Origin of the sequence: Streptomyces sp. NPDC020807 (assembly GCF_040641575.1) — a bacterium.
Classification (GTDB): domain Bacteria; phylum Actinomycetota; class Actinomycetes; order Streptomycetales; family Streptomycetaceae; genus Streptomyces.
In genome coordinates, this window is the sequence record NZ_JBFADU010000021.1 from 75,080 (window position 1) to 99,135 (window position 24,056).

Genomic DNA, 24,056 nt, shown 5'->3' on the forward strand with positions numbered 1-24,056 from the left:
CCCGGGGGGCCCGCGACGACCCCCCGACTGACCTGCGGCGGAACCGATTTTTGTTCTTCCCGATCCAGGTGCTAATGTTTCACACGTCGCAAGGGCCTGTGGCGCAGTCTGGTAGCGCACCTCGTTCGCATCGAGGGGGTCTGGGGTTCAAATCCCCACAGGTCCACAGACACCGGGAATCCCGTCCGATCGCAAGATCGGGCGGGATTCTCGTCGTTCGGGGGGTGTGGCACGGCGAAGGCCCCCGCCGTCCGGAGTGTGTGTCCGGGCGGCGGGGGCCTTCGGTGTGTCAGGAGGTGTACGGGACGGAGACCGAGATCGTGCCGGTGGGGGCCGACTCGGTGCCGTCGGCGGAGACGGCGGTCACGACGTAGTAGTAGGTCGCCGGCGCGAGGCCGGGGTCCGCGTACGACGGGTCCGTGACGCCCGTGGCGACGAGGTTCGCCGGGGCGAAGGGGCGGCCGTCGCGGGAGCGGTACACGTTGTACGAGACGGTGTTGCCCCCGTCGCACGTGCCCGTCTCCCAGGCGAGCCGGACGTTGCCCTCGTAGAAGTCGCTCCCGGTGAGGCGGGGCGTGGCCGGGGCGGTCGTGGTCGGGCAGGGCACGGTGACCTCGGCCGTCGGCGAGGCGTCCGACCGCGGGCCGTCCACGGGGATGGCGCGGACCACGTAGCGCCAGGTCCTGCCGGGGGTCGCGGTCTCGTCGGTGAAGGTCGTCCCGGTGAGGAGGGCGGAGACGGCGTAGGCCTGCTCCATGTCCGTGCCGGTCGTGCGGTAGACGTAGTAGCCCCTGATGCCGGCCGTCGTGCTCGCGGTCCACTCCAGTGCGACCTTGCCGGTCTCGGTGAGCGCGGCGGTCAGCGCGGCGGGCGCGGCCGGGGGCTGGTAGACGGGCAGGCGCTTGCCGTAGACGGTGTTGTAGCCGGGCTCGGGCAGGCGGGAGGTGTTGCCGACCTCGTCGACGGCGAGGACGGTGTAGCCGTACGACACGCCCTCCTGGCCGCTGGTGTCCACGTACGAGCCGCTCCCGGCGCCCCAGACGTTGGCGAGCTGCTCCCAGCCGTCGAACGTCTGCTTGCGCATGACGACGTAGTGGTTCGTGTCGTCGCCGGTGTTGGGCGTCCAGGTGAGGTGCACGCCGTCCGTGCTGCTCCACGCGCTCAGGCCGTACGGCGCGGGGGGCGGGGTGGTGTCGCGGATGCGGGTGGCCGAGACCGTCGCCGACGGGTACGACTCCGTGCCGAGGGGGGTGACGGTGCGGACGTGGTAGTAGCGCAGCTCGCCGGGGACCGCCGAGGCGTCCCTGTACAGGGCGTTGGGCGCCGGGGTCTCGGTCAGCCGGGTCCACGGGCCGGAGGCCGAGGAGGCGGCGTACACGTGGAACCGGTGGGTCGCGTCGGTGTTGTACGTCCAGCCGACGGTGTTGCCTTCGAGCGAGCCGCCGGCGGAGACGCCGGTCGGCGCCAGGGGCCTGGTCTCGGGCACCACGAGCTGGACCGCCGCGGAGTACGCGGAGGTGTTGCCCGCCGCGTCACGGGCGCGCACGCGGTAGTGGTAGGTCGTGGCCGGGGCGACGCTCGGGTCCGTCATCTCCAGGCCGGCCACGATCGGGCCGACGGTGGCGTACGGGCCCGAGGGCGTCAGGGCGCGCTGGACCTCGTAGGCGCTCGCTCCGCTCGCCGCGGACCAGGAGAGCCGGGCGCCGGCACCGTACGGGTCCAGGAGGGCCTTGAACCCGGTGGGGACACCGGGGGCCGTCTTGTCGGCGCTGGTGACGCCCGCGACGGCGGACAGGGGCGAGGCGTTGCCGGAGCGGTCGTCCGCGCGGAGGACGTACTCGTACCGGGCGCCGGTGGCCGGGGGCGCGTCGGTGTACGTGGTGCCGGTGAGGGTGGTGGCGTTGAGCCGGACCCAGGTGCCCGTGGCGCCAGTGCGGCGCCAGATGCGGTAACCGGCCAGGTCCATCTCGGCGTTGCGCGCCCAGGTCACCGTGGTCTTCAGGGTGGACGCCGAGTAGACGGCCTTGACGCCGGTGGGGGCCAGGGGCGCGACCCGGTCGTACGTGGTGCCGATGACCGGCGTGTACGCGAAGGAGACGTTCGCGGTGCCGGTCCAGGCGACGAAGTCCACGCGCAGGGTGTGGGTGCCCTTCGGGACGGTCAGGCGGACCGTCTTCTTCTGCGTCGTGGAGACGTCGCGCCAGATGTCGATCTTGCGGACGCCGTCGAGGTAGACGCGCGCGCCGTCCTGGACGGCCACGGTGAGGTCGAAGGGGCCGCCGGAGCCGAAGTTGCGGGTGGTGCTCCAGCGGGCGCCGAACTTGTCCTTCGGCAGGGTGACGCCGGCGGGGTCGCCGAGACCGTAGTTCTCGGCGATGGCGGTGTCGCAGACTTCGAGCTTCGGCGTGCCGGTGAGCGTGGTGTTGGCGTAGTACTGGGCCTTCCAGACGCCGGCGGCACAGGTCGTGGCGGCCTGTGCGGTGGCGGGGAAGGCGAGCCCGGTGAGGGCGGTGGCCAGGGAGAGCATGGCGGCACCGGCGGTGCGGCGGCGTGCCATGCCGAGGGATATGCGCATCTGCTGGCGGTCACACTTTCGAGAGAGGGACAGATGTATGGCGCGTAGTTCGTCATGATCGTGTCATTCGAGAGTTCGTTCGGAAAAGGGGAATAGGAGGGAATTGACCCTTCCGTTTTCCTTCGCGCTTACGGGACTTCGGGATTCCGGGTCTCGGATGACGTGCCGTCACCCGGGGGGGCGCACCCCGGGTGCCGTGGCGGCGGACCGCTCCTGGTGTGCGGCCTGCGGGTGATCGTGCTCGACGGACCCTCGCCGGGGTCGCGCTGGGCGCCCTGGGGTTCGGGCTCGTCGTCTTCGCCCTCGTCGAGGGGCGGGGCTACGGGTGGTGGACGCCGCTCCGGGGCACCGCCCTGCCGGTCTCGCCGATCCCCGCGCTGCTCGTGCTCGGGCTCGTGCTGCTCGGCGCGTACTGGTGGCGCGAGACCCGGCGGGCCCGGGCCGGGGCGCCCGCCCTGCTCGGCGTGTCGCCGCTCGGGGCCCGGGGGTTCCGGTGGGGGAACGCCGCCGCCCTCGTCGTCGCCCTCGGCGAGTTCGGGCCGCTGTTCGTCCTGCGCCTGTACCTCGTGAACGTGCTCGGCCTGAGCACCCTGGGGGCCGGTGTCGTGCCGGCCCTGACGGCCGTCGGGGCCTTCCTCGCCGGCGGGCTCACCGAGGGGCTCGCGCGGAGCCTGGCGCCCGCCCGGATCCCGGTGACCGTCCCGGTGCGGGCGCGCGGGCCCGAGGAGGAAGCGGTCTCCTAGGGCCTGTCCGGCAACGGGTGTCGAATCGGGCCCTGGACCAGCGGCTTCGCGAAGCAGCGGCTGCTCTCGTAGTGGCGGTAGTGGCCGAACTTCTCCCGGCACGGCTCGTAGCCGCTCGACGCGTACAGCGCGATCGCCTCCGGCTGGGCCGTGCCCGTCTCCAGGACCATCCGGGTCCGGCCCGCCGCCCGCGCGTCCTCCTCCAGGGCCGCCAGGACCCGGCGGGCCAGGCCCAGGCCCCGCGCCTCCGGGGCCACGTACATGCGCTTCAGTTCCGCGTCCCCGTCCGCGTACCCGTACTCGTTCTCGTCCTGCGTCCGCCAGCCGCCGCTGGCTACCGGGCGGCCCTCGGCGTCGTACACGAGGAGGTAGAGGCCGTGCGGCGGGACGAACATCTTCGGGTCCAGCGGGGTCGCGTCGCCGTCGCTGTCGTAGCGGACCATGTACTCCCGCTGGACGGCCTGCTCCAGGGCGACGGCGTCCGGGTGGTCATAGGGCGTGGGGCGGATGTGCATGCGGCGAATCGTACGTGTATGCGACATCGACGGGCGCGGGTGTCGGTATTCTCCCGGGATGCTCACCGTGACAAGCGTGAATGTGAATGGCCTCCGCGCCGCCGCCAAGAAGGGCTTCGTCGAGTGGCTGGCGGGGACCTCCGCCGACGCCGTCTGCCTCCAGGAGGTGCGCGCCGAGGAGGCGCAGCTGCCGGAGGAGGTGCGGGCGCCCGAGGGGTGGTTCACCGCCCACGCGCCCGCCGCCGCCAAGGGCCGCGCCGGCGTCTCCCTCTACACGCGCCGCGAGCCCGACGCCGTGCGCGTCGGCTTCGGGTCGAGCGAGTTCGACGGCAGCGGCCGGTACGTCGAGGCCGACCTGCCCGGCGTCGTCGTCGCCAGCCTCTACCTGCCCTCCGGCGAGGTCGACACCGAGCGCCAGGACGAGAAGTACCGCTTCATGGGCGAGTTCCTGCCGTACCTGAAGGAGCTCAGGGTCCGCGCCGCCGCCGAGGGCCGCGAGGTCGTCGTCTGCGGCGACTGGAACATCGCCCACCGCGAGGCCGACCTCAAGAACTGGAAGGCGAACCGGAAGAACGCCGGCTTCCTCCCCGAGGAGCGGGAGTGGCTCGGCCGCGTCTTCGAGGACGCCGACGGCGGGTACGTCGACGTCGTCCGCGCCCTCCACCCCGACGTCGAGGGCCCCTACTCGTGGTGGTCCTACCGCGGCCGCGCCTTCGACAACGACAGCGGCTGGCGCATCGACTACCAGGTCGCCACCCCCGGACTCGCCGCCAGGGCCGTCAAGGCCTTCGTCGAGCGCGCCGCCACCCACGACGAGCGGTGGAGCGACCACGCGCCCGTCACGGCGGTCTACGACATCTGAGAACCGGGGTTCAGGCGTCGGTCGAGGGCGAGGGAGAGTTCGGCCTCGACCACGCTCTTCGCCAGGGGGCGGAGGGGGGCCGGGTCGCGGTTCGGGGCGTGGGTGGCCAGGAGGGTGGCGAAGATGTCCGCCAGGGCCTCGGCGTGGACGCGGACGTCGGCGCCGGCCTTCAGGACGGCGGCCAGGGGGACGCCCTCGCGGACGAGCGCGGCGGAGACGTCGAGCAGGCGGCGGCTGGTGTGGATGATCTCCTCGCCGTCGGTGGCGAGGTAGCCGAGGTCGAGCGCGGCGGCGAGGTTCTCGGGGGTGACCTCGCCGGCGAAGTGGTCGGCGAGTTCCTCGGGGGTGAGGCGGACGGGCTCCTCCTCGGTGGGGGAGCCGAGGGCGAGGACCTCGCGGACGTTGCGGCCGCTCTCGAAGGCGGTGGTGAGGTCGGCGATGCCGTTGAGGGTGTGGCCGCGCTCCAGGAGGGCGGCGATCGTGCGGAGCCGGGCGAGGTGGTTCTCGTCGTACCAGGCGATGCGGCCCTCGCGGCGGGGCGGCGGGATCAGGCCGCGCTCGCGGTAGAAGCGCAGGGTGCGGACGGTGATGCCCGCGGCGGTGGCCAGTTCCTCCATGCGGTACTCGCGTACGCCCGTGCCCGCGCCCTGTGCGGTCGCGGCGCCTTCCGTGCCGACCCCGCGTGCGTCCCCGTCGGTTCCCGATCCTTCTGCCACGCCCGCCAGCCTATGTCGTACCGTCGGTAACTTTCCCTCGCCCGACCCCTACCGCTCGGTATGCCGCTGCTCTACAGTCCCGACTGTGCCAGTGATTGCTGGCGGAATCTTGCGGGCGCGCGGGAGGCGGCATGGCGAAGCACGAGCACGTACGGGTGGCGGTGATCGGATCGGGATTCGGCGGCCTCGGCGCCGCCGTCCGGCTCCGGCGCGAGGGGATCACCGACTTCGTCGTCCTGGAACGGGCCGACTCCGTGGGCGGCACATGGCGCGACAACAGCTACCCCGGCTGCGCCTGCGACGTCCCGTCCCACCTCTACTCGTTCTCCTTCGCGCCCAACCCCGACTGGCCCCGGACCTTCTCCGGCCAGCGGCACATCCGCGCGTACCTGGAGCACGTCACCGACACCTTCGGGATCCGCCCGCACCTCCGCCTCGGCCACGAGGTGCTGCGGATGGAGTGGGACGCGGAGCAGCTGCGCTGGGAGATCGAGACGAGCCGGGGCTCGTTCAGCGCCGAGGTCGTCGTCTCCGCGACCGGGCCGCTCTCCGACCCGAAGATCCCCGACGTCCCGGGGCTCGCCGACTTCCCCGGCAAGGTCTTCCACTCCGCCCGCTGGGACCACGACTACGCCCTCGCCGGCAAGCGCGTCGCCGTCGTCGGCACCGGCGCCTCGGCCATCCAGATCGTCCCCGCCATCCAGCCGGAGGTCGGGAAGCTCACGCTCTTCCAGCGCACGCCCCCGTGGGTCATGCGCCGCATGGACCGCGAGATCAGCGGCGCGGAGCGCTGGCTGCACCGCGCCGTGCCCGCGACCGGCACCCTGCGCCGGGGCCTCCTCTGGGGCATCCGGGAGCTCCAGGTCAGCGCCTTCACCAAGCGGCCGAACGAGCTCGGGCTCGTCGAGCGGCTCGCCAGGGCCAACATGGCGAAGGCGATCAAGGACCCCGTCCTGCGGGCCAAGCTGACGCCCTCGTACCGCATCGGCTGCAAGCGGATCCTGCTCTCCAGCACCTACTACCCGGCGCTCGCGCAGCCCAACGTCGACGTCGTCGCCTCCGGGCTCCGCGAGGTGCGCGGCTCGACCCTCGTCGCCGCCGACGGCACCGAGACCGAGGTCGACGCGATCGTCTTCGGCACCGGCTTCCACGTCACCGACATGCCGATCGCCGAGCGGGTCGTCGGCGCCGACGGACGGACGCTCGCCGAGGCGTGGAAGGGCGGCATGGAGGCGCTGCGCGGCGCCACCGCCGCCGGGTTCCCCAACTTCATGACGGTCATCGGCCCCAACACCGGCCTCGGGAACTCCTCGATGATCCTGATGATCGAGTCCCAGCTGAACTACATGGCCGACTACCTCCGCCAGCTCACCCTCCTCGGCGGCCGCACCGCGCTCGCCGTCCGGCCCTCCGCCGTCGGCGCCTGGAACCGCAAGGTGCAGGCCCGCATGGAGCGGACCGTGTGGAAGGCCGGCGGCTGCGACAGCTGGTACCTCGACGCCAACGGCCGCAACACCACCCTCTGGCCGGGGACGACCGGCGAGTTCCGGCGCGAGACCCGGCAGGTCGACCTCACGGAGTACGAGGTCATCCGCGCGGCCCGGACCGTCCCGGCGCCGGCCGCCGGCACCCGCACCCCCTCCCGGAAGAAGGAGGCCGCCAAGTGACCGCCGTGCCGGGCTCCCGCGAGCTCACCGCCGTCTCCGCCGACGGCGCCCGGATCCACGTCGAGGTGCACGGCCCCGACGCCGCGCCCGCCGTCGTCCTCGCCCACGGCTGGACCTGCTCCATCGGCTTCTGGGCCGAGCAGATCCGGGCGCTCGCCGTCGACCACCGGGTCATCGCCTACGACCAGCGCGGCCACGGCCGTTCCCCGGTCCCCGGGCCCGGGGGCTACTCGACGACCGCCCTCGCCGACGACCTGGAGGCCGTGCTCGCGGCCACCCTCGGCCCCGGGGAGCGGGCCGTCCTCGCCGGGCACTCCATGGGCGGCATGACGATCATGGCCGCCGCCGGCCGCCCCGGGTTCCGGCAGCACGCCGCCGCCGTCCTGCTCTGCTCCACCGGCTTCGCGCGGCTCACCGAGGAGGCCACCGTCGTCCCGCTGCGGCCCGGCGGCCCGCGGACCCGCCTCACCAGGGCCGTACTCGGCTCGAAGGCGCCGCTCGGGCCCGTCACGGCCGTCTCGAAGCGGATCCTGAAGTACGCGACGATGGGACCGGCCTCGGCACCCGAGCGGGTCGACGCCTGCGCCCGCATCGTCCACGCCTGCCCGCGCCCCTCGCGGTACGGCTGGTCGCAGGTCCTCGCCGGGCTCGACCTCGAAGCGGGCGTGCGGGAGCTGCGGGTGCCCGCCGCCGTCCTCGTCGGCACCGCCGACCGGCTCACCCCGGCCGCCCACTCCCGTGCCATGGCGGACGCGCTGCCGCACTGCGCGGGGCTCGTCGAGCTGCCGGGCATGGGCCACATGACACCGGTGGAGGCCCCCGAGGCCGTCACCGCGCAGATCCGCGAACTGACCCTCACGTACCTGGGCGTGAAGGAGACCGTGTCGACGAACGAGGAGGCGGACGCATGAGCAGGGTGAGTCTGGAAGGTCAGGTCGCGGTCGTCACCGGCGGCGCGCGCGGGGTCGGCGAGCTCCTCGCCCGCAAACTCTCCGCGCGCGGCGCGAAGATCGCGCTCGTCGGCCTGGAGCCGGAGCAGCTCAAGGAGGTCGCCGGGCGGCTGCACACCGACGCCCACTGGTGGCACGCCGACGTCACCGACCACACGGCCATGGCGGCGGTCGCCGCCGAGGTCAAGGAGCGGTTCGGGAAGGTCGACATCGTCGTCGCCAACGCCGGTGTCGCGGCGGGCGGACCGTTCGCCGACTCCGACCCGGACGCCTGGCGGCGGGTGATCGAGGTCAACCTCGTGGGCGGCGCGGTGACCGGCCGGGCGTTCCTGCCGGTCCTCACGGAGTCCCGGGGGTACTTCCTCCAGATCGCCTCCCTCGCCGCCCTCACCCCGGCGCCGATGATGACGGCGTACTGCGCCTCCAAGGCCGGCGTCGAGGCCTTCGCGCACAGCCTGCGCGCCGAGGTCGCCCACAAGGGCGTGAAGGTCGGCGTCGGCTACCTGTCCTGGACCGACACGGACATGGTCAGGGGCGCCGACCAGGACGACGTCATGCGCGAGCTGCGCTCCCGGCTGCCGTGGCCGGCGAACCGCACGTACCCGCTCGGCCCGGCCGTCGACCGGATCGTCGAGGGCGTCGAGCGGCGCTCCGCCCACGTGTACGCACAGTGGTGGCTGCGCGGGATGCAGTCGGTACGGGGCTACCTGCCGTCCATGATCGCCACGGTCGGGCAGCGGGAGATGCGGCGCTTCGAGCCGCGCCTCGGCACGGTGTCCAAGGGGCTCGTGGGCGCGGGCGGGGCGGCCGACGAGGACGCCAGGAGTCACCGGGCGTAACCGGTCGACATGCGTCGGCTGATCGCGCGTGCCACGCTGGTGGGGCCCAAGGGGCGTCGGCCCCCTCCCCCTCGCACCCCTTCTAGGAGTGAACCTTCATGGGCATGCAAGACCAGTTCAGGGACAAGGCGAAGAGGCTCGCGGACAAGGCCAAGCAGGCCAAGGACGAGGCCTCCGAGCGCGCCTCGAAGGGCCGTGACCGCTCCGACGAGGAGACGCGGCGGGCCCAGCAGGAAGCGCAGGACAAGGTGGACCGGGACTACGAGATCTAGGTCGGCGGAGCTGCTGAGCTCTGGCTCTGTGCTTCAGGACGCACCCGGGACACCGGGTGCGTCCTCGTGCGTTCCCGGGCCCGGGGCCCCCGGGGTTCCCTGGTCCTGCCGGGACGGGCGGGGCGGTCGGGGGCTGCGGGGCGCGACCGAGAAGGTGCGGTCCAGCAGAATGCTTTCCGCACGTTCCTGGAGCTTGCGGGCCAGCGGCTGGAGCTCGGACGAGCGGGCGGTCGGAAGCGAGATCGCGAGCGCGGCGGCCGAGGAGCCGACCGTGATCGGGACGGCCGCGCAGACCGTGCCGAGCTGGTACTCCTCGTACTCCAGGTGCGCGCCCCCGCGCGGCCGCGAGCCGATCCGGCGCTCGACGGCGGTCCGCCCCGCGATGGTGTGGCGGGTCAGCGGCACGGCCGGGTGCCGGCTCAGATGGTCGGCGCGCTCCGCGTCGGAGAGCTGGGCGAGGACCGCCTGCCCCGCCGCGTGCGCGTGGCCGGTGAGCCGGAAGTCGGCCCATTCCGAGACCGGCGGGCAGTCGGGGTTCCGGGAGACCGCCGTGACAGCGATGTCTCCCTCGCGATAGTTGACGAAGTACACGGCGGCGTCGAGTTCCAGACTCAGGTGGTCCGCCCACTCCTGGGTCGGCAGGATCTCCGGCGCGGTGGCCGGCGGAACCGCGAGGCCGTCCGGGTCGGCGAGCGTGTATCCGTGGCGCTCCTTGCGCACCAGGCCCTCGTGGCAGAGCGTGCGCAGCAGGTGGTAGGCGGTGGGGAGCGGCAGGTCCGCGTCCCGGGCGAGCTGCTTCGCGCTCGCGGTGCCGCCTCGGTGGTGCAGGGCCCGCAGCAGGTGGATGGCACGTTGGACGGACTGGATGAGCGTTTGGCCGGTCGGCGGACGTTCGTCGGGCATGCGGTGTTCCTGTTCTGGATCGTGGGGCGGCACGCTCCCTGTCCCGTCCTCGCGACCCGTTGCGTTCCCCGATCCGGCACGGCGGTTTTTCGCCGCCACCGGCCCGGAACCGAAGGATATTCGTGCGCGCGTTCCAGAGCTAAGGCTTAGCTTGCCCTCATGCCTGAACAAGAGCCCGGACTTCAGCGACTTCGTGACGATCACGCCCCGGCACTGCTGGTTTTCGAGCGGGAGAACCGGGCGTATTTCGCCGGTTCCGTACCCGATCGCGGCGATGCGTACTTCGAGGAGTTCGAGGACCGGCACCGGTCGCTGATCGAGGCCCAGGAGGCCGGGGAGATCCACTTCCACGTGCTCGTCGCCGAGGGCGGCGAGATCGTCGGGCGGGTCAACCTCGTCGACGTGGACACCGCCGCGGGCACCGCGGAGCTCGGGTACCGGCTCGCGGAGAAGGCGACCGGCCGGGGCCTCGCGACCCGGGGCGTACGCGAGGTGTGCCGGCTGGCCGTCGAGGAGTACGGGCTCAGCCGGCTGACCGCCGTGGTGGCGGCGGGCAACCCGTCGTCGAGCGCGGTGCTCGCCCGGGCCGGGTTCGGCGCGGTGGGCGGCGTGACCCTGGAGGACGGCGAGCCGGGCACCGCGTACGAACGGGAGCTGAGCCCGTCCTGACGGACCCCTCCGCGCCGCTCCTACTCCTCGCTTCGCGGCGGCAGTTTCGGGCGGGAGCGGTCCGGGACCGACTCGTAGCCGGGAGGGCTCGCCGCCGGGGTCTCGGCGAGGAGCGACAGGGCGACGTTGACCGCGTCGTCGAGCTGCGCGTGGCGGCCCTCCGCCCAGTCGAGGGGCGTGCGGAGCACCGCGACGTCCGGTTCGACGCCGTGGTTCTCCAGCGACCAGCCGTACTCGGGGAACCAGGCCGCGTTCATCGGCACCGTGATCTGCGTGCCGTCGCCGAGCCGGTGGCGGCCCGTCATGCCGACGACGCCGCCCCACGTCCGCTGGCCGACGACCGGCCCGAGGCCGAGCAGCTTGAACGCGGCGGTGATCATGTCGCCGTCCGAGGAGGTCGCCTCGTCGGCGAGCGCGACGACGGGCCCGCGCGGGGCGTTGGAGGCGTACGAGACCGGCTGGGCGTCCCGGGTGAGGTCCCAGCCGAGGATCCTGCGGGTCAGTTTCTCTATGACCAGCTCGCTGATGTTGCCGCCCGCGTTGCCCCGGACGTCGACGATGAGCGCGGGCCGGGAGACCTCCATGCGCAGGTCGCGGTTGAACTGCGCCCAGCCGGAGCCGCCCATGTCGGGGATGTGGAGGTAGCCGCAGCGCCCGCCGCTGAGCTCGCGGACGACGGCCCGGCGCTTGGCCACCCAGTCCTGGTAGCGCAGCGGCCGTTCGTCGACGAGCGGGACGACGGCGACGCGACGGGAGCGGCCCTCGCCCTCGGCGGGGGTGAAGGTGAGCTCGACGGTGGTGCCGCCGGTGCCGGAGAAGAGCGGGTACGGGCCCGCGACCGGGTCGACGGGCCGCCCGTCGACGTGGGTGAGGACGGCGCCCTCGCGGATGCCCGTACCGGCGAGGGGGGAGCGGGCCTTGGAGTCGGAGGACTCGCCGGGCAGGATCCGCTTCACCGTCCAGCCGGCCTCGCGGGGCACGAGGTTGGCGCCGAGGAGGCCCATGGCCCGCTGGTAGTGCGGCGGGCCCTCGTTGCGGCGGGCGGGGGTGACGTACGCGTGCGAGGTGCCGAGCTCGCCCATGACCTCGCGCAGCAGGTCGGCGAACTCGTCGGGGGAGGCGACCCGCTCGACGAGCGGCCGGTACTGGTCGAGGACGGCCGACCAGTCGACGCCGCCCATCCCCGGCTCCCAGAAGTACGCGCGGACGATCCGCCCGGCCTCGTCGAACGCGCCCCGCCACTCGGCGCCGGGGTCGACCTCGTGGAGGATGCGCCGCAGGTCGAGGTAGACGGTCGAGTCGCCGTCGCCGGACTCGGTGGCGGGCACGGCCCGCAGCTCGCCCTCGTCGGCGACGACGAGCCGGGTGCCGTCGCCGCTGACCGCGAACCAGTCGAGGTCCTTGGCGAGTTCGGTCTTGCGGGCCTTGGTGATGGTGAAGTGTTCGAGCGTGGGGCGGCCCGAGGTGTCGGCCGGGTTGGCGAAGGTCTCGCCGAGCGCGCCCGAGATGGGCCAGCGCAGCCAGACGAGCCCGCCGCCGCTGACGGGGGCGAGCGCCGAGTACTTGGAGGCGGCGACCGGGATCGGCGTGACCCGGTCGGGGAGCCCCTCGATCTCGACGGTGACCGTGCCGTCGCCGCTGTCCGTGTCGTCGTCGGCCGGGTCGAGGCCGCCGGCCGCCGGGCGCCCGTCGGGGAGCAGCGCGAAGGGGGACGGCGTGGCCGAGGAGAGCGGGACGAGGTAGGGGCGGCAGCCGAGCGGGAAGGAGAGGTCGCCGGTGTGGACGTCGTAGACCGGGTCGAAGCCGCGCCAGGAGAGGAAGGCGAGGTAGCGGCCGTCGCGGGTGAAGACGGGGTTCTCGTCCTCGAAGCGGCCGTTGGTGACGTCGACGACCGCCCGGGCGCCGGGGCCGGAGATGCGGGCCATCTTGATGGAGCGCAGGGAGCGGCCGATGCCGGGGTGGGACCAGGTGAGCCAGGCGCCGTCGGGGGAGAAGGCGAGGTCGCGGACGGGGCCGTTGACGGACCTGATCAGCTCGGTGACCTCGCCGTTGGAGTCCTCCGTCGCGTCGAGGAGGAGGAGCCGGCCGTCGTGCGAGGCGATGGCGAGGCGTTCGCCGTCGGGGTCGGCGATGAGCTCCTCGACCCGGCCGAGGCCGCCGGAGGCGAGCCTGCGGGGCGGGCGGTCGCCGCTGGCGCGCGGGAGGTAGGCGACCTCGACGGCGTCCTCGCCGTCGGCGTCGGTGACGTACGCGACCTGGCCGCCGCTGCCGAGCATCTCCGGGAGCCGTACGCGGATGCCGGGGGTGTCGACGATCGTGCGGGCCGGGCCGTCGCGGTGCGTGAGCCAGTACAGGCTGCCGCGTACGGAGACGGCGCTGGCCCGGCCGGTCTCGTCGACGGAGACGGCGTCGATGTGGTGGGCGGCGGGCACCTGGTACGGACGGCGGCCGACGCGCTGCCCGCCGAGCCGGACGTCGAGCTTCCGGGGGCGGGAGTCGGCGGTGAGCGCGTCGACGATCCACAGCGAGCCCGCGCACTGGTAGACGACCCGGCGGCCGTCGGTGGAGGCGTGCCGGGCGTAGAACTCGTCGTGGTCGGTGTGGCGGCGCAGGTCGGTGCCGTCGGGCAGGCAGGAGTAGAGGTTGCCGACGCCCTCGTGGTCGGAGAGGAAGGCGATCCGGCCGTCGACGGCCATCGCGCAGTCGAGGTGGCCGTCGAGGTCGGGGAGCAGCCGTTCGCCGTGGAGCCAGAGGCGGCCGGTGGCGCCGCCCCGGTACCGCTTCCAGGCGGCGGGCTCGTGGGGCGGCTTTCCGGTGAGGAGGAGGGTCCTGCGGTCCTCGGTGACGGTGAGGTCGGAGACCGGGCCCCAGGGCAGCCGGCCGCCGGGGGAGCCGTCGGTCGGCACGGAGTAGGCCCAGGAGAAGTACGAGAACGGCTGACCGTGCGAGGAGACGGCGAGGATGTCGGAGCGCCCGCCCCGGTCGGGGTCCGGGGGCGTCCAGCCGCAGACGCGGGTGTCGGTCGAGCCCCAGTAGGTCAGGCGGCGGGCGGTGCCGCCCTCGACGGGGACGAGGTGGATCTCCGGGTCGAGGCTCCGCCAGTTCGTGTAGGCGATGTGGCGGCCGTCCGGCGAGAAGCGTGGGTGTCCGACCCGGGTCCGGTCGACGGTGAGCCGCCAGGCCCGGCCCGGCCGGTGGCCCTCGGGGACGAGGGGCGCGATCCAGAGATCGTCCTCGGCCGCGAAGCACAGCAGGTCGTCGTGGAGGTGCGGGAACCGGAGGTACGCGGCGTCGTCGCCGTTCGCCGTGTCGTCGCTCGCCTTGTCACTGCTCGCCTTGTCACTCACCTTCACATGCTTTCCGCGGGGAGGGGGTGCGGCAACTCGTACGTACCTTCGGGTATGTGGCGCGGGACACGTACGAAACGGTTTCGTTTCGCTCAGGGCGGGGAGTATCTTCGTACCGGAAGAGCTGTACGAAACCGTTTCGTTCGCACTTTCCCGTCGTACAGGAGGACCGGACATGGCACGCAGCAGACTCACTCCCGAGCGGGAGTCCGAGCTGTACGCCGCCGTGCTCGACCTCCTCCGCGAGGTCGGCTACGACGCCCTCACCATGGACGCCGTCGCCGCCCGCACCCACTCCAGCAAGGCCACCCTCTACCGCCAGTGGGGGAGCAAGCCCGAGCTGGTCGCCCGGGCGATGCGGCACAACAAGCCGGTCGACATCACCGAGATCGACACCGGCACCCTGCGCGGCGACATCGAGCAGATGCTCGACCACGCCGACGACTGCCAGCTGGACAAGGACGCCGCACTCATGCGCGGCCTCGCCCACGCCGTCCACACCAACCCCGAACTGCACCGGGCCCTGCGCGAGCTGCTCATCGAACCCGAGATGAACGGCCTCGACGAGGTGCTCCAGCGAGCGGTCCGCAGGGGCGAGATCGACGCCGCCAACCCGGCGCTGAAGCTCGTCCCGCACATGCTGATCGGTGCGTTCATCGCCCGGCCCCTGATCGAGGACCAGCCGGTCGACCGCGCCTTCCTCAGCGCGTACTTCGACGCCGTCGTGCTCCCCTCACTCGGCGTCTGATCCACCAGCTCCTTCCTTCTCCACCCGAATTCTCCTGACTGCGCACCGCTCACGCCGTCGGGCCGGCTCCCCATGTCCTGTCCCGCCCCACCTTGGGAGTACGCCCCCGTGGCAACGTTCCTCTACAAGCTCGGCCGTGCCGCCTTCCGGCGCCGACGGCTCGTCGCCCTCCTCTGGGTGGCCCTCCTGGCCGTGGCCGGGATCGGCGCCGCCACCGCGCCCGTCGCGACCTCCAGCTCCTTCTCCATCCCCGGCACCGAGGCCCAGCGCGCCTTCGACCTGCTCGAGGAGCGCTTCCCGGGCGCCGGTGCCGACGGGGCCTCCGCCCGCGTCGTCTTCAAGGCGCCGGAGGGCCAGAAGGTGACCGACGCGGCCCACAAGGCCGTCGTCGAGGACACCGTCGCCGCGCTGAAGGCCGGCTCGGACCAGATCGTCTCGGTCGCCGACCCGTACACCGCGCACGCCGTCTCCCAGGACGGCTCCACCGCCTACGTCTCCGTCGCGTACAAGGTCAACGCCATGGAGCTGACCGACGAGACGCGCGACGCGCTCAAGCAGGCGGGCGAGAGCGCCCAGGGCAAGGGCCTGACCGTCGAGCTCGGCGGTGACGCCCTCCAGTCCATGCCGGAGACCGGCGCCGGCGAGATCGTCGGCGTGGTCATCGCGGGCATCGTCCTCGTCATCACCTTCGGCTCGCTCGTCGCCGCCGGACTCCCGCTGCTCACCGCCGTCATCGGCGTCGGCATCGGCGTCTCCTCGATCACCGCGCTCGCGAACGCCCTCGACCTCGGCAACACGACCTCGACCCTCGCGATGATGATCGGCCTCGCCGTCGGCATCGACTACGCGCTCTTCATCGTCTCCCGCTACCGCGCGGAGCTCGCCGACGGACGCGAGAAGGAGGAGGCCGCGGGCCGCGCGGTCGGCACGGCCGGCTCCGCCGTCGTCTTCGCCGGTCTCACCGTCGTCATCGCCCTGGTCGGCCTCGCCGTCGTCAACATCCCGATGCTGACGAAGATGGGCTTCGCCGCCGCCGCGACCGTCGTCATCGCCGTCCTCATCGCGCTCACCCTCATCCCGGCGCTGCTCGGCTTCGCCGGCGACAAGGTCGTCGGCCGCAAGCGCCGCAAGGCCCTGGCCGAGGGCAAGGGCCTGGCCGAGGAGGGTGACGGCAAGCCCAACGGCGGCACCCGCTGGGCCCGCTTCGTCATCCGCCGCCCCGTGATGGTGCTGCTCGCCGGCGTCCTCGGCCTCGGCGCGATCGCCGTCCCCGCCGCCTCCCTGGAGATGGGCCTCCCCGACGACGGGGCCAAGCCGGTCTCCACCACCGAGCGCCGCGCCTACGACACGCTGTCCGACGGCTTCGGCCCCGGTTTCAACGGCCCGCTGCTCGTCGTCGTCGACGGCGACAAGGCCGCCGCCGACCGGACGGTCTCCGCCATCAAGGAGCTGAAGGGCTGGGCGGCGGTCACCCCGCCGACCCTGAACAAGGCCGGCGACGCGGCGATGATCACCGTCGTCCCGAAGGACCGGCCGTCCTCCGCCGAGACCGAGACGCTCGTCCACGACATCCGCGAGGCCACCGGCGACGACGTCCTCGTCTCCGGCGCGACCGCGATGAACGTCGACTTCTCGCAGAAGATGAACGACGCCCTGGTGCCGTACCTGGCCCTCGTCGTCGGCCTCGCCTTCATCCTCCTGACCCTGGTCTTCCGCTCGGTCCTCGTCCCCCTGAAGGCGGCCCTCGGCTTCCTGCTCTCGGTGGTCGCGGCCCTCGGCGCGGTCGTCGCGGTCTTCCAGTGGGGCTGGCTCGGCGGCCTGTTCGGCGTCGAGCAGACCGGCCCGGTCATGTCGATGATGCCGATCTTCATGGTGGGTGTGGTCTTCGGCCTCGCGATGGACTACGAGGTCTTCCTCGTGACCCGGATGCGCGAGGCGTACGTCCACGGGCAGCGGCCCGGCGAGGCGATCGTGACCGGCTTCCGGCACAGCGCCCGGGTGGTCGTCGCGGCGGCCGTCATCATGATCGCGGTCTTCTCCGGCTTCATCGGCATGGACGACCAGATGATCAAGATGATCGGCTTCGGCCTCGCGGTCGCGGTCCTCTTCGACGCCTTCGTGGTCCGCATGGCGATCGTCCCGGCCGTCCTGGCGCTCCTCGGCCACAAGGCCTGGTGGCTGCCGAAGTGGCTGGACCGGGTGCTGCCGAACGTCGACGTGGAGGGCGAGGGCCTCGCCGCCGCCACGGACGGCGACTCCAGCGGCAAGCCCGACCTCGTCAAGGTCTGAGCGGTCTGAGCTCCGCTCGTCCGTACGCCGTCATCGCCTCGTCACCGAAGCGTTGGCGGCGTACGTGTGCCGGAGGAAGCGCGACAGGGCCGTCGTGTCGAACTGGACGACCGTCACCACCCCGTCCTCCCGGTGCAGCTCGACGACCGTCTGCACGCGCCCGCACGGCCAGACGCCGATGTCGCCGCGCCGGGTCGGGGTCTTCAGACCGGTCTCCAGGAGGGCGCGGGGGAAGGACCACTCGACGCCGCCGGGGAAGCCGAGGCGGACGGTCGCGGGGGTGAAGCCGGGGTCGTAGCGGAGCGCGACGGGGACGGGCCGGGAGAGCGGGGCGTCGCTGATGATCCGTCCCTTGGCGTGGTCGTCCACTGCGGTGGCCATGGAGATTCCTCCCGACTCGTCCGGGTATAAGTCAATGTTTCACTTCTTCCCCCTCCTCGCGCGGCCAAGCCGGTCCCCGGTGTGATCTGCCTCGCGTCCAAGGTCGGATCCGCCGTACGCCCCGTCCTGTCTTCCGTGCGCTCTTGCAAGTCGTTCGCAGGAAGCCGCATCATTCGGGACGTGCATGTACCTGACGGATTCATCAACGCCCCCGTGTCGGCCGCCGCCGGCGTCGTCGCCGCCGGCGCTGTCGCCCTGAGCCTGCGCGGAGCCCGCCGCGAACTCGACGAGAAGACGGCGCCCCTCGCCGGCCTCGTCGCGGCCTTCGTCTTCGCCGTGCAGATGCTGAACTTCCCGGTCGCCGCCGGGACCAGCGGGCACCTGCTCGGCGGGGCGCTCGCCGCGATCCTCGTCGGGCCGTGGACCGGCATCCTGTGCATCGCCGTCGTCCTGCTCATGCAGGGCATCCTCTTCGCCGACGGCGGCCTCACCGCCCTCGGCGTGAACATCACCGTCATGGGCGTCGTCACCGTCGTCGTCGCGTACGCGCTCTTCCGCGGCCTCGTCCTCGTGCTGCCCCGCACCCGCCGCTCGGTGACCGTCGCCTCCTTCGTCGCCGCGCTCGCCTCCGTACCGGCCGCGGCCGCCGCCTTCACCCTCGTCTACGCGGTCGGCGGCACCACCGACGTCCCGATCGGCAAGGTCCTCACCGCCATGCTGGGCGTCCACGCCCTCATCGGCGTCGGCGAGGCCGTCATCACCATGCTGACCGTCGGCGCGGTCGTCGCCGTCCGCCCCGACCTCGTGTACGGCGCCCGCGGCCTCACCACCCCGCTCAAGCTCCGGGTCGGCGGCGAGCTCGTCGACGCGGCCCCCGCGGCCCCCGCACCCGCCTCCACCCCCGCCGCCTCCCCGAGGAAGCTGTGGACCGGCGGTGTCGTCACCGCCCTCGTCCTCGCCGGGTTCGTCTCCTTCTACGCCTCCGCCAGCCCCGACGGCCTGGAGAAGGTCGCCGCCGACCAGGGCATCGACGCCAAGGTCGAGGAGCACGCGGCGGCCGGTTCGCCGCTCGCCGACTACGGCGTGAAGGACGTCGACGACGCCCGCCTCTCCGGCGGCCTCGCCGGCGCCATCGGCGTCGGTGTCACCCTCGCGGTCGGCACGGGCGCCTTCTGGGTCGTCCGCGGCCGTCGCCGCCAGGACGCGCAGGCCGAGGCCCCCGTACCGGCGGACGTACCGGCGGAGGTCGCCTGACATGGGCGCCGGGCACGCCCACAAGCTCTACCGGCACGCGCACTCCCCGGTGCACGCGCTCCCCCCGCACACCAAGATCGCGGCCGTCCTCGGCTTCGTGGTGGTCGTCGTCTCGACGCCCCGCGAGGCCGTCTGGGCGTTCGGCCTCTACGCCCTCCTGCTCGGCGCGGCGGCGGCGACGGCGCGGATCCCCGCGGGCTTCCTCCTCAAGCGCCTGCTCATCGAGATCCCGTTCGTGGCCTTCGCGCTCCTCATGCCCTTCGTCGTCCCCGGCGAGCAGACGACCTTCCTCGGCGTCTCCCTCTCCGTCCCCGGCCTCTGGGGCGCCTGGAACGTCCTCGCCAAGGGCACCCTCGGCGTCGCCGCCTCCGTCCTCCTCGCCTCGACGACCGAGCTCCGCGCCCTGGTCCTCGGCCTCCAGCGGCTCAAGCTCCCGCCGCTCCTCGTGCAGATCGCCTCGTTCATGATCCGGTACGGCGACGTCATCACCGACGAGATGCGCCGCATGTCCGTCGCCCGCCGCTCGCGCGGCTTCGAGGCCAGGGGAGTACGCCACTGGGGCGTCCTCGCCAAGTCCGCCGGGGCGCTCTTCATCCGCTCGTACGAGCGGGGCGAACGCGTCCACCTCGCCATGGTCAGCCGCGGCTACACGGGCACCATGCCGGTCATCGACGAGGTGACGGCGACCCGGGCCGAGTGGACGTACGCCGCGGCGCTCCCGCTGACCGCCCTCCTGATCTGCCTCACCGGATGGACGACGACATGACCACAGCACCACCACCGTCCTTGCGCGTCGAAGGCCTCGCGTACGCCTACCCCGACGGCCACCAGGCCCTCTTCGGCGTCGACCTGACGGTCGGGCGCGGCGAGCGGGTCGCGCTCCTCGGCCCCAACGGCGCGGGCAAGACGACCCTCGTCCTCCACCTCAACGGCATCCTCACCGGCGGCGCGGGCTCGGTGACCGTCGCCGGACTGCCCGTCGGCAAGAAGCACCTCGCCGAGATCCGGCGCAAGGTCGGCATCGTCTTCCAGGACCCCGACGACCAGCTGTTCATGCCGACCGTCCGCGAGGACGTGGCCTTCGGCCCGGCGGCGGCCGGCGTCCGGGGCGCGGAGCTCGAAGCGGTCGTCCGGAAGGCCCTCGACCGGGTCGGGATGGCCGGGTTCGCGGACCGGCCGCCGCACCACCTCTCCTTCGGGCAGCGCCGCCGGGTCGCCGTCGCGACCGTCCTCGCGATGGAGCCCGAGATCCTCGTCCTCGACGAGCCCTCCTCCAACCTGGACCCGGCCTCGCGCCGCGAGCTCGCCGACATCCTCCGCTCCCTCGACGTCACCGTCCTGATGGTCACGCACGACCTCCCGTACGCCCTGGAGCTCTGCCCGCGCTCGGTCGTCCTCAGCGAGGGCGTCATCGCCGCCGACGGCCCGACCGGCGGCATCCTCGCCGACGAGGAGCTGATGGCCCGGCACCGCCTGGAGCTCCCGTTCGGCTTCGTCCCGAGTTCGGTGGCCTGACCAACGGCCTGAGAGCATGGGGGTCGGCAGCACGAGCGGAGATGAGGGGTAGTACGGGTGAACGTCGACGTCCACGGCACGGTGGCACCGGGCTGGGAGCCGGTCAGGGACGCGTTCCTGCGCAACTTCGAGCACCGTGACGAGCGGGGGGCGGCCGTCGCCGTCCACCACGAGGGCGTCGAGGTCGTCGACCTGTGGGCGGGCACGCGGGACGTCGACGGCGCCGACAGCTCCGGCGTCTCCGGCGTCTCCGGCGTCTCCGGCGTCTCCGGCGGTGACGCCCCCTGGACCGAGGGCACCGCCCAGGTCGTCCGCTCCGCGACGAAGGGCGTCGCCGCCGCCGTACCCCTCCTGCTCCACCAGCGCGGCCTCCTCGACCTGGACGCCCCCGTGGCCACGTACTGGCCCGAGTTCGGGGCGGAGGGCAAGGACCGGGTGACCGTACGGCAGACCCTCGCGCACCAGGCGGGCGTACCCGTCCTGGACCGGCCGCTCACCCTCGCCGAGGCGACCGACCTCGACACGGCGACGCGCGCCATCGCCGCGCAGGCCCCGGTCTGGGAGCCGGGCACCGCCCACGGCTACCACGCCCACACCTTCAGCTGGCTGCTCTCCGGCCTGGTCCACCGGGTCACCGGCCGCACCATAGGCCGCTGGGTCGCCGAGGAGATCAGCGGCCCGCTCGGCCTCGACCTGTGGATCGGCCTGCCCGAAGCGGAAGTCCACCGGGTGGGCCGGCTCGGACCCGTCGAGGAGGCCGAGCCGCCCGGCGGCGGGGCGCTCAGGCTCCGCCCGAAGCGCTCGGTGTCGGAGGCGTACCGGGACCCGGAGTCCCTGACCCGCCGCGCCTTCGGCGTCATCGAGCCGAAGCCCGACGAGAACGACCCGGCGTACCGGGCGGCCGAGCTCCCCGGCTCGGCGGGCGTGGCGACGGCCCGCGCGCTGTCCCGCTTCTACGCGGCGACGCTGGGCCCCGTCGACGGCGCCGGCGGTTCCGGTGGGGACCGCCTCTTCGCCCCGGCGACGCTGACCCTGGCCCGTACGGAGGAGTCGGCGGGCCCGGACAAGGTCCTCCTCGTCGGCACCCGCTTCGGCCTCGGCCACATGCTGCACGGCCCGGCGTCCCCGCTCCTCGGCCCGACGTCCTTCGGCCACCCCGGCCGGGGCGGCTCGCTGGGCTTCGCTGACGCGGAGTCGGGGATCGCGTTCGGCTACGTCACGAACGCCATGCGGAAGACGGTGACGGCCGACCCGAGGGCGCAGGAACTGATCAGGGCCGTGAAGAAGTCCCTGACGTCCGTCATGCCGTAGCGGGCGCGAACGCCAGCACCACGCCGAGGCCCACCAGCACACTCCCGATGACCTTGTTGAGCACGGCCTGCCGCCGCAACAGCCGTGCGCGCAGGGCCTGCTGGGAGAAGAGCACGGCGGCGATCCCGAACCACACGAGGTGGGCGACGGACATGAACACCCCGTAGCCCACCTGCTGGACGAGGGGCGTGTCGGCGCTGACGACCTGGCTGTAGGTACTCACGACGAAGAGCATGGTCTTCGGGTTGAGCGCGTTGGTGAGGAAGCCGACGCGCAGGGCGCCGAGGGACGTCATGCGGGGCCCCTCGCCCTTCTCCAGGTCCACGGAGGTCGCGCGGGCGACGAAGGTCTTGTACCCCACGTACACGAGATAGGCGGCGCCGACCAGCTTCATCACGGTGAACAGCACCGGCGTGCGCGAGACGAGCAGACCGACCCCCAGCATCGTGTACGCGACGTGCACGAGCACGCCCAACGCGATCCCGACGGCGGCGAGGACGCCCGCGGCCCGCCCGTACAGGTAGCTGTTCCGGACGGTCATGGCGAAGTCGGCACCGGGACTGATGACGGCCAGGACGGTGATGACGGCGACGGCGATCAGTTGGCCCATGAACGAAACGCTAGTCGATCAACAGCTTTCGGCGGGAGGAGAGATGACAATCTCCCCATGGAACTCATGGCAGGCACACGGCGGTTCGAGGGGTACGGGGTCCTGGTCACGGGCGCGGCCCGCGGCATCGGCGCGGCGACGGCGCGACGCCTCGCGGCGGAGGGCGCGCGGGTCCTGGTGACGGACGTCGACGAGGACGCGGCCCGGGAGACGGCCTCGGAGATCCCCGGGGCGGAGGCGCTGCGCTGCGACGTCGCCGACCCGGCCTCGGTCGAGGCGGCCGTCGCGTACGCCGTGAAGGCCTTCGGCGGCCTCGACGTCCTGGTGAACAACGCCTTCGCGCCCGTCGTCCCCGACCACGAGCTCTTCGAGGACGACCCCGACGACAGCTGGACGGGCCAGCTCGACGTGACCCTGATGGGCGCGGTCCGCTGCTCCCGCGCGGCGCTGCCGCACCTGGCGGCGGCCGGGGGACGCGGGGCGATCGTCTCCATCGGCTCGGTCAACGCCGAGGCGGACTTCGGCAACCACGCCTACAGCGCGGCGAAGGCGGGCCTCGCCTCCTTCACCCGCACCTTGGCGGGCGACGCGGCCCCGCGGGGCGTCCGCGTCAACCAGATCAACCCGGGGACGGTCGCGACGCGCGGCTGGGCGGGCAGGGAGGCGGACCTCGCGGCCCTCGGCTCGCGCGCCTACCCCCTGGGCCGCGTCGGCACCCCCGAGGACATCGCCGCCGCCGTCGCCTTCCTCGCCTCCCGGGACGCGGCCTGGATCACGGGCACGGTCCTCCGTGTCGACGGTGGACTGCTGGCGGTGAACCGGCACTTCGGGGAGATCATGAACGACTGAACCGGCGGCTCCGGCGCGGCCGTGGCATCGTGGACGGCATGACGCTGATCATCCGCCCGGCATCGGAGTTCGAGGACGTCAAGCTCCTCGTCGGCCCCAAGTCCCCCAACGCGACGGTCTGCTGGTGTCTCAGCCACCGCGTCCCGTCCAAGATCGACAGGGAACTCCGCGGCCCGGCCCGCGGCGAGTTCGTCCGCGAGCTGTGCGCGGAGAAGGTCGCGCCGGGCGTGATCGCCTACGACGGCGACGAGCCCGTCGGCTGGGCGGCGGTTGCACCGCGCTCCTCGACCTCCTACGCCCGCAGCCGCACGATCCCGCACGTCGACGACCTCCCGGTCTGGTCCCTCTGGTGCATCCGCACCCGCCCCGGCCACCGCAAACTGGGCGCCTCGCACGCCCTGATCACCGGTGCCGTCGAGTTCGCCCGCTCCCACGGCGCCCCGGCGATCGAGGCGTACCCCGTGGACAACGGCGACGCCAGGGTCGAGACGACGATGGCATACGTCGGCATGCGCAAGAACTTCGAACGCGCCGGCTTCACGTACGCGTCCCCCACCACTTCGGTCCTGGCGGGCCACCCGCGCGTCGTGATGCGCCTCGACCTGCGCTGACCGGACTGACCCGACTGACCCGACTGACCCGACAGGGCGTGTCTGCGACCGCCCCTCGCCGGGAATGCTGGTGTGGGCGGAGCCTGTCGTGAAGGGGGAGTCTCATGCGCAGCAAGGGAATTGAGGGAACAGGGAGAGTCGCCGTGGCCCGGCCTCACCACCGTCTCGGTCGTCGCCCCAAGCTCTGGGCGTTACGGGCCGACCGCTCCGGCAGCGGTCTCGTCACCGAGGCGGAGTGCACCACCTGCCTCGACGCCTCCGGCGCCGCGGACGACGCCAGGGGCCCCGCCACCTGGTGTCTGTCCCATGCCCAGGAGACCGGGCACACCGGTTTCCGTCGCGTCCGCACCGACTTCTTCCGTGCTTCCTGCGACGGAATGAGTACGGGCGCGGGTGCGGCCGCCGCCGTCAACGGTCGGTGACGCGGGCC

23 protein-coding genes and 1 tRNA gene are annotated in these 24,056 nt (G+C 73.0%); 17 read left to right on the forward strand and 7 right to left on the reverse strand.

Features of this window, described 5'->3' with window-relative positions; all coding sequences use genetic code 11:
* Positions 1–92 precede the first annotated feature (92 nt).
* Positions 93–166: transfer RNA gene (locus tag AB0G79_RS25820), tRNA-Ala, on the forward strand.
* A 123-nt stretch (positions 167–289) separates the two neighbouring features.
* Here AB0G79_RS25820 and AB0G79_RS25825 read toward each other — a convergent pair.
* Positions 290–2,575, reverse strand: a complete 2,286-nt coding sequence (locus AB0G79_RS25825) for a PA14 domain-containing protein (protein ID WP_360810360.1) — start codon at positions 2,573–2,575, stop codon at positions 290–292.
* Between the two features lie 218 nt (positions 2,576–2,793).
* Here AB0G79_RS25825 and AB0G79_RS25830 point away from each other — a divergent pair, with 218 nt between their 5' ends.
* On the forward strand, positions 2,794–3,318 hold the full coding sequence (locus AB0G79_RS25830; protein ID WP_360810362.1) for a hypothetical protein: 525 nt from the start codon (positions 2,794–2,796) through the stop codon (positions 3,316–3,318).
* Here the strand turns inward: AB0G79_RS25830 and AB0G79_RS25835 are convergent.
* A complete protein-coding gene (locus AB0G79_RS25835) occupies positions 3,315–3,833 on the reverse strand; it encodes a GNAT family N-acetyltransferase (protein WP_360810364.1) in 519 nt (172 codons plus the stop codon). The genes AB0G79_RS25830 and AB0G79_RS25835 overlap by 4 nt on opposite strands.
* 58 nt (positions 3,834–3,891) lie before the next feature.
* Here AB0G79_RS25835 and AB0G79_RS25840 point away from each other — a divergent pair, with 58 nt between their 5' ends.
* A complete protein-coding gene (locus AB0G79_RS25840) occupies positions 3,892–4,695 on the forward strand; it encodes an exodeoxyribonuclease III (RefSeq protein WP_360810366.1) in 804 nt (267 codons plus the stop codon).
* Here AB0G79_RS25840 and AB0G79_RS25845 read toward each other — a convergent pair.
* Positions 4,683–5,312 (reverse strand): MerR family transcriptional regulator, encoded by a 630-nt coding sequence (locus AB0G79_RS25845; RefSeq protein WP_360810420.1) that lies wholly within the window; start codon positions 5,310–5,312, stop codon positions 4,683–4,685. The genes AB0G79_RS25840 and AB0G79_RS25845 overlap by 13 nt on opposite strands.
* A 230-nt stretch (positions 5,313–5,542) precedes the next feature.
* On the opposite strand from AB0G79_RS25845, the gene AB0G79_RS25850 reads away from it, so the two are divergent.
* The 4 genes from AB0G79_RS25850 to AB0G79_RS25865 all read left to right on the forward strand — a co-directional run bounded on the left by AB0G79_RS25850 (position 5,543) and on the right by AB0G79_RS25865 (position 9,139).
* Positions 5,543–7,078, forward strand: a complete 1,536-nt coding sequence (locus AB0G79_RS25850) for an NAD(P)/FAD-dependent oxidoreductase (protein WP_360810368.1) — start codon at positions 5,543–5,545, stop codon at positions 7,076–7,078.
* A complete protein-coding gene (locus AB0G79_RS25855) occupies positions 7,075–7,989 on the forward strand; it encodes an alpha/beta hydrolase (RefSeq protein ID WP_360810370.1) in 915 nt (304 codons plus the stop codon). The genes AB0G79_RS25850 and AB0G79_RS25855 overlap by 4 nt, the downstream gene beginning before the upstream one ends.
* Positions 7,986–8,867: an SDR family oxidoreductase gene (locus AB0G79_RS25860; protein ID WP_360810372.1), complete on the forward strand. Its 882-nt coding sequence runs from the start codon at positions 7,986–7,988 to the stop codon at positions 8,865–8,867. Before AB0G79_RS25855 ends, AB0G79_RS25860 begins: the two co-directional genes overlap by 4 nt.
* Positions 8,868–8,965: 98 nt before the next feature.
* Positions 8,966–9,139 (forward strand): hypothetical protein, encoded by a 174-nt coding sequence (locus AB0G79_RS25865; RefSeq protein ID WP_360810374.1) that lies wholly within the window; start codon positions 8,966–8,968, stop codon positions 9,137–9,139.
* A 33-nt stretch (positions 9,140–9,172) separates the two neighbouring features.
* Here AB0G79_RS25865 and AB0G79_RS25870 read toward each other — a convergent pair whose 3' ends face one another.
* Positions 9,173–10,042 (reverse strand): IclR family transcriptional regulator C-terminal domain-containing protein, encoded by an 870-nt coding sequence (locus AB0G79_RS25870; protein WP_360810376.1) that lies wholly within the window; start codon positions 10,040–10,042, stop codon positions 9,173–9,175.
* A gap of 159 nt (positions 10,043–10,201) precedes the next feature.
* On the opposite strand from AB0G79_RS25870, the gene AB0G79_RS25875 reads away from it, so the two are divergent.
* Positions 10,202–10,711 (forward strand): GNAT family N-acetyltransferase, encoded by a 510-nt coding sequence (locus tag AB0G79_RS25875; RefSeq protein ID WP_360810378.1) that lies wholly within the window; start codon positions 10,202–10,204, stop codon positions 10,709–10,711.
* A gap of 20 nt (positions 10,712–10,731) precedes the next feature.
* Here AB0G79_RS25875 and AB0G79_RS25880 read toward each other — a convergent pair whose 3' ends face one another.
* Positions 10,732–14,235: a S41 family peptidase gene (locus AB0G79_RS25880; RefSeq protein WP_360810380.1), complete on the reverse strand. Its 3,504-nt coding sequence runs from the start codon at positions 14,233–14,235 to the stop codon at positions 10,732–10,734.
* Between AB0G79_RS25880 and AB0G79_RS25885 the strand changes: the two genes are divergently transcribed.
* Positions 14,234–14,806, forward strand: coding sequence for a TetR/AcrR family transcriptional regulator (locus AB0G79_RS25885; RefSeq protein ID WP_360810382.1), 573 nt, complete (start codon positions 14,234–14,236; stop codon positions 14,804–14,806). The genes AB0G79_RS25880 and AB0G79_RS25885 overlap by 2 nt on opposite strands.
* A gap of 108 nt (positions 14,807–14,914) precedes the next feature.
* A complete protein-coding gene (locus tag AB0G79_RS25890) occupies positions 14,915–17,095 on the forward strand; it encodes an MMPL family transporter (RefSeq protein WP_360810384.1) in 2,181 nt (726 codons plus the stop codon).
* A gap of 30 nt (positions 17,096–17,125) precedes the next feature.
* Here AB0G79_RS25890 and AB0G79_RS25895 read toward each other — a convergent pair whose 3' ends face one another.
* On the reverse strand, positions 17,126–17,476 hold the full coding sequence (locus tag AB0G79_RS25895; RefSeq protein ID WP_360810386.1) for an SsgA family sporulation/cell division regulator: 351 nt from the start codon (positions 17,474–17,476) through the stop codon (positions 17,126–17,128).
* A gap of 180 nt (positions 17,477–17,656) precedes the next feature.
* Here AB0G79_RS25895 and AB0G79_RS25900 point away from each other — a divergent pair, with 180 nt between their 5' ends.
* From AB0G79_RS25900 to AB0G79_RS25915, 4 genes are read left to right on the forward strand one after another with little or no spacing between them, the layout of a single operon-like run.
* A complete protein-coding gene (locus tag AB0G79_RS25900; protein ID WP_360810388.1) occupies positions 17,657–18,730 on the forward strand; it encodes an energy-coupling factor ABC transporter permease in 1,074 nt (357 codons plus the stop codon).
* 1 nt (position 18,731) lies between these two features.
* Positions 18,732–19,496: a cobalt ECF transporter T component CbiQ gene (cbiQ, locus tag AB0G79_RS25905; RefSeq protein WP_360810390.1), complete on the forward strand. Its 765-nt coding sequence runs from the start codon at positions 18,732–18,734 to the stop codon at positions 19,494–19,496.
* Entirely contained in the window at positions 19,481–20,245 is a 765-nt protein-coding gene (locus tag AB0G79_RS25910) for an ABC transporter ATP-binding protein (protein ID WP_360810392.1), read from the forward strand. The genes cbiQ and AB0G79_RS25910 overlap by 16 nt, the downstream gene beginning before the upstream one ends.
* Before the next feature lie 57 nt (positions 20,246–20,302).
* Positions 20,303–21,556: a serine hydrolase domain-containing protein gene (locus AB0G79_RS25915; RefSeq protein ID WP_360810394.1), complete on the forward strand. Its 1,254-nt coding sequence runs from the start codon at positions 20,303–20,305 to the stop codon at positions 21,554–21,556.
* On the opposite strand, the gene AB0G79_RS25920 is transcribed toward AB0G79_RS25915, so the two are convergent.
* Positions 21,546–22,166: a LysE family transporter gene (locus AB0G79_RS25920; RefSeq protein ID WP_360810396.1), complete on the reverse strand. Its 621-nt coding sequence runs from the start codon at positions 22,164–22,166 to the stop codon at positions 21,546–21,548. The two genes, AB0G79_RS25915 and AB0G79_RS25920, sit on opposite strands and share 11 nt — an antisense overlap.
* Positions 22,167–22,232: 66 nt before the next feature.
* Between AB0G79_RS25920 and AB0G79_RS25925 the strand changes: the two genes are divergently transcribed.
* The 3 genes from AB0G79_RS25925 (at position 22,233) to AB0G79_RS25935 (ending at position 24,048) form a co-directional block, all read left to right on the forward strand.
* Positions 22,233–23,015 carry an SDR family NAD(P)-dependent oxidoreductase gene (locus AB0G79_RS25925; RefSeq protein WP_360810422.1) on the forward strand — a complete coding sequence of 261 codons (783 nt, stop codon included), beginning with the start codon at positions 22,233–22,235 and terminating at the stop codon, positions 23,013–23,015.
* 38 nt (positions 23,016–23,053) lie between these two features.
* Entirely contained in the window at positions 23,054–23,626 is a 573-nt protein-coding gene (locus tag AB0G79_RS25930; RefSeq protein WP_360810398.1) for a GNAT family N-acetyltransferase, read from the forward strand.
* A 143-nt stretch (positions 23,627–23,769) separates the two neighbouring features.
* A complete protein-coding gene (locus AB0G79_RS25935; RefSeq protein ID WP_360810400.1) occupies positions 23,770–24,048 on the forward strand; it encodes a hypothetical protein in 279 nt (92 codons plus the stop codon).
* Positions 24,049–24,056: the final 8 nt, after the last annotated feature.

What these genes read in the sequence shown, in the direction of transcription:
- AB0G79_RS25825 (WP_360810360.1), bottom strand. Translation starts at nt 2,575, where the DNA reads ATGCGCATATCCCTCGGCATGGCACGCCGCCGCACCGCCGGTGCCGCC.
- AB0G79_RS25835 (WP_360810364.1), bottom strand. Translation starts at nt 3,833, where the DNA reads ATGCACATCCGCCCCACGCCCTATGACCACCCGGACGCCGTCGCCCTG.
- AB0G79_RS25840 (WP_360810366.1), top strand. Translation starts at nt 3,892, where the DNA reads ATGCTCACCGTGACAAGCGTGAATGTGAATGGCCTCCGCGCCGCCGCC.
- AB0G79_RS25845 (WP_360810420.1), bottom strand. Translation starts at nt 5,312, where the DNA reads ATGGAGGAACTGGCCACCGCCGCGGGCATCACCGTCCGCACCCTGCGC.
- AB0G79_RS25850 (WP_360810368.1), top strand. Translation starts at nt 5,543, where the DNA reads ATGGCGAAGCACGAGCACGTACGGGTGGCGGTGATCGGATCGGGATTC.
- AB0G79_RS25860 (WP_360810372.1), top strand. Translation starts at nt 7,986, where the DNA reads ATGAGCAGGGTGAGTCTGGAAGGTCAGGTCGCGGTCGTCACCGGCGGC.
- AB0G79_RS25865 (WP_360810374.1), top strand. Translation starts at nt 8,966, where the DNA reads ATGGGCATGCAAGACCAGTTCAGGGACAAGGCGAAGAGGCTCGCGGAC.
- AB0G79_RS25870 (WP_360810376.1), bottom strand. Translation starts at nt 10,042, where the DNA reads ATGCCCGACGAACGTCCGCCGACCGGCCAAACGCTCATCCAGTCCGTC.
- AB0G79_RS25875 (WP_360810378.1), top strand. Translation starts at nt 10,202, where the DNA reads ATGCCTGAACAAGAGCCCGGACTTCAGCGACTTCGTGACGATCACGCC.
- AB0G79_RS25885 (WP_360810382.1), top strand. Translation starts at nt 14,234, where the DNA reads ATGGCACGCAGCAGACTCACTCCCGAGCGGGAGTCCGAGCTGTACGCC.
- AB0G79_RS25880 (WP_360810380.1), bottom strand. Translation starts at nt 14,235, where the DNA reads ATGTCCGGTCCTCCTGTACGACGGGAAAGTGCGAACGAAACGGTTTCG.
- AB0G79_RS25895 (WP_360810386.1), bottom strand. Translation starts at nt 17,476, where the DNA reads ATGGCCACCGCAGTGGACGACCACGCCAAGGGACGGATCATCAGCGAC.
- cbiQ (WP_360810390.1), top strand. Translation starts at nt 18,732, where the DNA reads ATGGGCGCCGGGCACGCCCACAAGCTCTACCGGCACGCGCACTCCCCG.
- AB0G79_RS25910 (WP_360810392.1), top strand. Translation starts at nt 19,481, where the DNA reads ATGGACGACGACATGACCACAGCACCACCACCGTCCTTGCGCGTCGAA.
- AB0G79_RS25920 (WP_360810396.1), bottom strand. Translation starts at nt 22,166, where the DNA reads ATGGGCCAACTGATCGCCGTCGCCGTCATCACCGTCCTGGCCGTCATC.
- AB0G79_RS25925 (WP_360810422.1), top strand. Translation starts at nt 22,233, where the DNA reads ATGGCAGGCACACGGCGGTTCGAGGGGTACGGGGTCCTGGTCACGGGC.
- AB0G79_RS25930 (WP_360810398.1), top strand. Translation starts at nt 23,054, where the DNA reads ATGACGCTGATCATCCGCCCGGCATCGGAGTTCGAGGACGTCAAGCTC.